This window comes from Lentzea kristufekii, from assembly GCF_033949925.1.
GTDB classification, from domain to species: domain Bacteria; phylum Actinomycetota; class Actinomycetes; order Mycobacteriales; family Pseudonocardiaceae; genus Lentzea; species Lentzea kristufekii.
Genome location: NZ_JAXAVV010000033.1, coordinates 88,013 through 95,497 on the forward strand (window position 1 = coordinate 88,013; position 7,485 = coordinate 95,497).

Below are 7,485 nucleotides of genomic sequence, written 5' to 3' on the forward strand. Positions count from 1 at the left end.
TCTGCTCTCTCGCCCCACGTGAAGCTCACTTAGGGTGATCTTCCATGGACGGGCTGATGCAACCCCGGCCGCTCACCATCGCGCACATCTTGGAGCGAGCCGAGCGGCTGTACGCGCACAAGCAGGTCGTGACGGCCGGGGTCGAGCGGCTCACGTGCGCCGACGTGGCCGGGCAGACCCGGCGCCTCGCCACCGCACTCGACTCGCTCGGCGTGCCGGCCGGTGCCCGCGTCGCCACGTTCGCGACCAACACACGGCGCCACCTGGAGCTGTACCTGGCGGTGCCGATCACCAAGCGGGTGCTGCACTCCATCAACATCCGGCTGTCGGCGGAACACCTCGAGTACATCGTCAACCACGCCGAGGACGACGTCGTGTTCGTCGACCGCGCACTGCTGCCGCGGATCTGGCCCAGTGCCGGCCGGATGCCGACGGTCCGCCACTGGGTGGTGCTGCCCGACGACAGCACCGTGCCGATCCCGGCCGATCCCCGCGTCCTGCACTACGACGACCTGGTCGCGGCCGCCGATCCGTTCACCGGCTCCTTCGAGGACTCGTTCACGCTCGCGGACGAGCACCTCGCCTCCGGGCTCTGCTACACCTCCGGCACGACCGGATCGCCCAAAGGCGTGCTCTACAGCCACCGGTCGACGATCCTGCACTGCCTGGGCACGCTCGCGGCCGGGTTCATCGGTCTCGGCGAGAGCGACGTCGTGATGCCGATCGTGCCCATGTTCCACGCGAACGCCTGGGGCCTCCCGCACGGCGCGATGATGACGGGCGCCTCGCTGGTCCTGCCCGGCCCGTCCTCGGACCCGGCCCACCTGCTGCGGCTGATGGAGACCGAGCGGGTCACCGTCGCCGGCGCCGTGCCGACGGTGTGGACGAGCCTGGTCCCCCGGTTGCGGTCGCACGACCTGAGCGCCACCCGGTTCCTGCTCGGCGGCGGCTCGGTGATCGCCCCGGCGCTGTCCGAGGTCTACCGGACCGCGATCGGCGTCCCCATCACCCACTCCTGGGGCATGACGGAGATCAGTCCGGTCGGGACGATCGGCGGCACCCGAACCCAGCACCGCGACGCGGCCGCGGACGAGCAGAAGGCGGTGCGGGCCTCCCAGGGCCAGCCGTTGCCGCTGGTGAACCTGCGGATCGCCGACGTCGAGACGGGCGAGGACCTGCCGCGCGACGGCAAGGCCATCGGTGAGCTGCAGGTGGCGGGCCCCTGGGTCGCGGGCGGCTACTTCCAGGTGGAGTCGCCCGACAGCTTCACCCGCGACGGCTGGCTGCGCACCGGCGACCTCGCCACGATCGACACCGACGGCTACGTGCGGCTCGTCGACCGGATGAAGGACCTGATCAAGTCCGGCGGCGAGTGGATCTCGTCGGTCGAGCTGGAGAGCGCGCTCACCTCGCACCCCGACGTCGTCGAGGTCGCCGTCGTCGCCCGCCCGGACCCGCGGTGGGGCGAACGACCCGTCGCCTACGTCGTCCTGCGCGACGGCAGCGCCACCACCGGCGACGAGCTGCTGCGGCACATCACGCCGTCGGTCGCCAAGTGGTGGCTGCCCGACGAGGTGGTCTTCCGGACGGCGTTGCCCAAGACCGGCACCGGCAAGCTGTCGAAGAGCGCGTTGCGCGACTCGGCCTAGAGGTCGCGCAACCGGTGCAGCCGCAGCCCGAGCTGCAGCTCCAGGTCGTTCTCGGTGCGCCAGTCGGCACCGAGAACGTCGCTGACCCGGTCCAGCCGCTTGAGCAACGTGTTGACGTGCACGTGCAACGCGCGCGCGGTCGCCGCGACGTTCGCACGGTGGTCGTAGTAGGCGCTGAGCGTTCCGACGAGATCGGTGCCGCGCCGCTGGTCGTAGTCGGCCAGCGGACCCACGGAGGTGGAGAGGAAGCGGTCGAGCTCGCGGGCGCGGTCGGCGTCGAAGACCATCGCGAACAGGGCGTACCGGCCCGTCGTGACGCCCCTGTCGGTGTGCCCGATGGCGCGCATGACCGCGGCGCAGCGGCTCGTGAGGGAGAACGCGCGGGACCAGTCGTGGCCCGCCGCCCTCTCCCCCACGACGGCGACGGGACCGCCCAGCGAGCGCCGGAGCCGCTTGTGGACCTCCTCGACGGTCCGGTCGTCGTCCGAGCTGGGCACGATCATCGTGGCTCTGCCCAAGTGTTCGCCGGCCAGCCCCGCGCGGTCTCTCGCGATGTCGTGCAGGTGGCGCAGGAGATCGGCCGACGACAGCGAGGCCGAGTCCGCGACGAGGACCAGGTTCAGCCGGTCGGCGTCGATGCCGCGGGCACGGGTGCGGGCGCGCGGGGCCGGGCTGATACCGGGACCGCCGACCAGCAGCTCCGTCAGCAGCTCCCCGCTCAGCCGCTCGCTGGCCTCGGCGACCGCCCGCTCCTTGAGGATCAGCAACCCCAGGATGTGCGTGGCCCGTTCGAGCGTGCGCAGGTCCATGTCCTCCGAGACGCCGGGACCGGCCGGCCTGCTCCACGCCAGCGCGCCGAGCCGGCTGTCGCCCGCCTGGATGGGGGCCACGCTGCGGGCGACCCCGTCCTCGACCGAGGTCGTGACGCGGCCGGACCGGTGGCCGGGCGCGTCGAGCACCGTGACGGTGCCGCCCAGCTGCTCGGCCAGGAGCTGGGCGACGTCGTCCGGTGTCCCGCCCTCCAGCACCACGCCGGTCAGGGCCTCGTGGATCGCCTGCGCCCGCTCCACGACGGCCACGTGCTCCTCGATCCTGCGGTACGCGACCTGGAGGTCCTGCAACGCGGTCCGGCTCTCCTCGTAGAGCCGGGCGTTGTCGAGGGCCACCGCCGCGTGGTCGGCGAACGCGCTCAGCAGCGCGATCTCCCCCGCGTGGAACGACCGCTCGGAGCGGTACGCGGCGAACAGCGCGCCCACCACCTCGTCCCGGATCACCAGTGGCACACCGAGAAGGGCGACCAGGTCCTCGGTGCCGACGAGGCGGTCGAAGCCGGCGTCGTGGTCGATGAGGGTCGAGGCGGCGTAGTTGCGCACCCACTGCGGGCGCCGGGTGGCCAGCACCTTGCCGCCGAGCCCGACGCCGGCCGGGATCGTGGCGCTGAGGAACGCGGCGGAGATCGTCCCTTCGGCCGCACGGGCCGACAGCCTGCCGTCCGCGACCAGCGACAGGTACGTGAAGTCGGTGCCCATCAGGTCGTGGGCGTGGCGGACGATCGACTGCAGCACGTCGTCGAGCTCGCCGAGGGCGGTGAGCGACTTGGCCGTCGCGTACAACGACGCCAGTTCGCGCTGGCGGCGCACGAGCTCGTGCGACTCACTCGGGTCGATGCTCACGACGCCATTCTCACCCAGCCGCCGGTGGTGGAAAGCCCCACCGAATCGGGGCAGGTGGTGTGTGATCCAGACCTCAGCCGCGAGGGGCCGCCGCCCTAGCATTGGCCGTCATCACCTGCCGGTTCATCGACGAAGGCGGCATGTATGGCAACCCCTCTGGCCCAGCCCGAAGAACAGTCCGCGACCCGGCGCCGTGGCTTCCGCAAGCTGCTGACCGTCGGGCTGGTCGGGAGTTCGATCGAGTGGTACGACTTCTTCCTCTACGGCACCGCGGCCGCCCTGGTGTTCCCCAAGGTGTTCTTCCCGCAGTCCTCGGCCCTGACCGGCACCCTGCTCGCGTTCAGCACGTTCTGGGCGGGCTTCGTGGCGCGACCGGTCGGCGGCGTGCTCGCCGGGCACTTCGGTGACAAGTACGGGCGCAAGCCGGTCGTCGTCACGTGCCTCGCGCTCATGGGCGGCGCGACGTTCCTGATCGGCTGTCTGCCCAGCGCGTCCTCGGTCGGCGCGCTCGCCCCGATCCTGCTGGTGACGCTGCGGTTCCTGCAAGGACTCGCGGCGGGCGGGCAGTGGGGCGGCATCATGTTGCTGCTCACCGAGTCCGCGAGCCCGAAGCGGCGCGGGTTCGCCGGCACCTTCGGGCAGACCAGCGTCTTCGTCGCCGTGATCATCTCGAACCTGATCTTCGTGGCCGCCAGCGGACTGATGCCGAACGACGCGTTCCTCAGCTGGGGCTGGCGGATCCCCTTCCTGGTCAGCATCGTGATGTTCGCCGTGGTCCTCTACATCCAGTCCAAAGTGGAGGACACGCCGGAGTTCCGCGAGCTGCAGAAGGAGGTGGCACGGCCGGAGCGCGCGGTGGTCAGGGCGCCGCTCGCGCAGGTCGTCCGGACCAGGTGGGGAACGACTACTACGACCGCGTGCGCGACCTCCTCGGTCCCGCCACGACTCAGGGGTTCCTGCGGTACTACCTCGTGCCCGGTGCCAACCACGCGAACTTCGGCACGCCGTCGTTCGCCGCGGGGTGGGACTCGCTCTCCGCACTCGAACGCTGGGTCGGGAGTGGACGGTCGCCGAAGAACCCGGTCGTGGCCGACAACTCCCACGACCGCACCCGTCCGCTGTGCGAGTACCCGGGCTGGCCCCGTTACCGCGCAGGCGATCCGGACAGCGCGTCGAGCTTCACCTGCACCCGTTAGCGATCGAGGAACTCGTGCACCACAGCGATCAACGCCCTGGCCGCCGCGGCCGGGGCGCGGTCCGCCGGCCTCGCCAGCCCGATGGGCCAGCGCAGGTCGGCGCCGGTCACCTTGAGCGTGGTGACGCCCCGCGCGTCGCCGAGGATGTAGCTCGGCAGCAGCGCGATGCCCAGGCCGTTGCGGACGTAGTCGACGCCGGTGAAGATGTCGGACATCTCCAGGGTCACGCGCCGGGGCACGGCGCAGGCCGCGAACGCCCGGTCGGCCACCGCCCGGTTGCCGTAGCCCAGCGGTGAGTCGATGAAGTCCATGCCGGCGAGGTCCACGACGGACACCTCGGCCCTGGCGGCGAGCGGGTGGTCGTCCGGCACGACCAGGTCCATCACCGAGTGGGCGAGCTCGTCGAGGACGATCCCGTCCGGCACCTCCCCCGGCAACGACACGAACGCGAGGTCGAGCCTGCGGTCCAGCAACTGCTCGACGAGGCCCGCCGACCCCGCGGTCGCCGCACTCGTGCGCACCAGCACTCCGGGGTGGCGGCGGTGGAACTCGCCGAGCAGACCGGGCAGGTCGACCAGGGTCATCGCGGTCAGCGTGCCGATCCGCACGGTGCCCTTCAGCCCGCCCTCGACCTGGGCCACCGCGTCCCTCGCCTCCACCGCGGCGTCCAGGACCGCCTGCGCCTTCGGCAGCAGCGCCTCCCCCGCGTCGGTGAGCAGGACGCGCTTGGAGTTGCGGTCGAGCAGCGCCGCGCCGAGCTCGCGTTCGAGGGTCTTGATCGCGGCCGAGACGGCGGACTGCACGACGTGCACGCGGGCGGCGGCACGGGTGAAGCTGCTCTCTTCCGCGACCGCGACGAAGTATTCGAGCTGACGAAGGTCCACACCAGCGAGTATCTCAGAAAGTGATGATTGTCAGCTGCAACTTTCGTTGGACGAGATGCTTCCTGGCCCGCAAGGTGGTGGCATGTCGTTGCTGCTCGATTCGCCGGCCACCGAACGCCCCGCCGCCGGCTTGCGCCACGGGCGCGGTTTCTGGGCCGTCGCCGGCGCGTTCCTCGTCGCGATGGCGTACTCGACCGTCCCCGCGCCGCTGTTCCCGCTCTACGTCGCCCGCGAGGGCTTCTCGACGTTCGCGATCACCGTCGTGTTCGCCGCCTTCGCCGTCGGCGTGGTGATCAGCCTCGTGCTGGCCGGCCACGTCTCGGACTGGGCCGGCCGCAAGACCGTCCTCATCCCCGCGCTGGGCCTGGAGATCGTCTCCGCGCTGCTCTTCCTGACCAGCACGTCGCTGCCGGTCCTGATCGTCGCCCGCGTGGTCAACGGCCTGGGCGTCGGCATGATCGCCGCGACCGCCACCGCGTACCTCCACGACCTGCACGCCCAGCACCGCCCCGGTGCCTCCCCGCGCCGGTTCGAGATCGTGTCGACCGCCGCGAACATCGGCGGCCTCGGCGTCGGCGCACTGGTCGCGGGCGTGCTGGCGCAGTACGCGCCCTCACCGCTGAGCACCCCGTACGTCGTGCTGGCCGTGCTGCTCGTGGTGAGCATCGCCGCTGTGGCCCTCACGCCGGAAACCGTGGTGCGCAAGCGGGTCTCGTACCGTCCACAACGGATCAGCGCCGACCACGGCGACCGCGCGGGTTACCTCACCGCGGCCCTGGGCGCGTTCGCCGCGTTCGCGGTGTTCGGCGTGTTCACGTCCGTCTCGCCGGGCTTCGTGGCGGGCGAGCTGCACCACCCGTCGCGACTGCTGGCAGGGCTCGTGGTCTTCCTCGTGTTCGGCGGCGCCGCGCTCGCGCAGACCGTGACGGGCGGGCTCTCGCCGACTGCCCGGCGCAGGCTCGGCCTGGGCGGGCAGGCGATGGGCGTGCTGCTGGTCGTGGCCGGGATGTACGCGACGAGCTTCCCGTTGTTCCTGGTCGGCGGCGCGATCGCCGGTGTCGGCGCCGGCGTGCAGTTCAAGGCGTCGATCGGTGCGGTCACGGCGATGGCGCCGCCGGCGAAGCGCGGTGAGGCGCTGGCGAGCCTGTTCTTCATCGCCTACCTGGGCCTGAGCGTGCCGTCGCTGTCCATCGGGCTGGCGACGCGGTTCCTCGCCCCGGTCACGGTCATGACCTGGTTCGCCGCGATCCTGCTCGTGCTGCTCGCGGGAGTGGCGGCGCTCAGTCGACGATCACGGTGATCGGGTGCCGGGCGTCCTGGGAGCACAGGAAGACGTTGAGCACGCCGTCGTCTCCCAACAGCCACCCGACGTCCTCGCCCGGTTCCTGCTCCTCGGTCGCCAGTCCCAGCGTCTGCCGCCACGGGGCGCCGCACTCGGAGCACTCCTGCTCGGGCCACTGGGTGTGGTGCCAGGCAGTCCAGCCGCCGATCTTCGACCCCCTCGCGACGTCCGGCCACTGGTCGTAGTCGCTGTAGTGGGACCCCGGTTCCCGCAAGAAGGAGAAGGTGCCGGCCAGCTCGGCCGGCAGTTCGTCGGGGTCCGGGTACTCGGTGGTCCTCACCGGCGCGAACACCCTGGGCTGGAACGAGAACTCCGGGTCGGAGACCACCGGCACGGGTACCTCGCCGATCAGGTCGCCGACCTCGGCGGAAGCACGCCAGTGCAGGAGCACGCCGGGCCCGTTGACCTCGGCGTGGACCACTGTGCACAGGAAGACCTGCAGCAGGTCGGTGCCTTCCGGGAACGGCAGCTCCGGGAAGTCACGCCGGTAGAGCTGCACGGCGCCGACCCACGGCACCCGCACCATGGCCGCGGTCCCGGGCACGTTCTCCGAGGGCTCGTGGGACCCGCCTTCGCACCACGGCCATGGCTCATCGGCGGGCCACAGCATCGGGCCGCCGATGTGGCTGTCCGCAGCGGTCGGCCTGTCTCTTATACACATCTCCGAGCCCACGAGACGGTCCGCTTCATCGCGTATGCCGTCTTCTGCTTGAAATGGGGGGGGGGGGGGGGGGGGGGGGG

6 protein-coding genes and 1 pseudogene are annotated in these 7,485 nt (G+C 71.4%); 4 read left to right on the top strand and 3 right to left on the bottom strand.

The features are described from left to right. Positions 1–44 precede the first annotated feature (44 nt). Complete coding sequence (locus SK571_RS41515; RefSeq protein WP_319989610.1) at positions 45–1,649, top strand: long-chain fatty acid--CoA ligase; 1,605 nt, start codon at positions 45–47, stop codon at positions 1,647–1,649. On the opposite strand, the gene SK571_RS41520 is transcribed toward SK571_RS41515, so the two are convergent. Beyond that, positions 1,646–3,322 (bottom strand): helix-turn-helix domain-containing protein, encoded by a 1,677-nt coding sequence (locus SK571_RS41520; RefSeq protein WP_319989611.1) that lies wholly within the window; start codon positions 3,320–3,322, stop codon positions 1,646–1,648. The two genes, SK571_RS41515 and SK571_RS41520, sit on opposite strands and share 4 nt — an antisense overlap. A gap of 144 nt (positions 3,323–3,466) precedes the next feature. Between SK571_RS41520 and SK571_RS41525 the strand changes: the two are divergent. Both SK571_RS41525 and SK571_RS41530 read left to right on the top strand, forming a co-directional pair. Continuing rightward, positions 3,467–4,177: pseudogene (locus tag SK571_RS41525) on the top strand (MFS transporter); the annotation flags it as partial. A 38-nt stretch (positions 4,178–4,215) separates the two neighbouring features. Continuing rightward, a complete protein-coding gene (locus SK571_RS41530; protein WP_319989612.1) occupies positions 4,216–4,518 on the top strand; it encodes a tannase/feruloyl esterase family alpha/beta hydrolase in 303 nt (100 codons plus the stop codon). On the opposite strand, the gene SK571_RS41535 is transcribed toward SK571_RS41530, so the two are convergent. Continuing rightward, positions 4,515–5,402, bottom strand: coding sequence for a LysR family transcriptional regulator (locus SK571_RS41535; RefSeq protein WP_319989613.1), 888 nt, complete (start codon positions 5,400–5,402; stop codon positions 4,515–4,517). The two genes, SK571_RS41530 and SK571_RS41535, sit on opposite strands and share 4 nt — an antisense overlap. 82 nt (positions 5,403–5,484) lie before the next feature. Between SK571_RS41535 and SK571_RS41540 the strand changes: the two genes are divergently transcribed. Then, the gene (locus SK571_RS41540; RefSeq protein ID WP_319989614.1) at positions 5,485–6,702 is read left to right on the top strand and encodes an MFS transporter; all 1,218 of its coding nucleotides are present in this window, start codon (positions 5,485–5,487) and stop codon (positions 6,700–6,702) included. Here SK571_RS41540 and SK571_RS41545 read toward each other — a convergent pair. After that, the gene (locus tag SK571_RS41545; protein WP_319989615.1) at positions 6,683–7,288 is read right to left on the bottom strand and encodes a hypothetical protein; all 606 of its coding nucleotides are present in this window, start codon (positions 7,286–7,288) and stop codon (positions 6,683–6,685) included. The genes SK571_RS41540 and SK571_RS41545 overlap by 20 nt on opposite strands. Positions 7,289–7,485 lie beyond the last annotated feature (197 nt).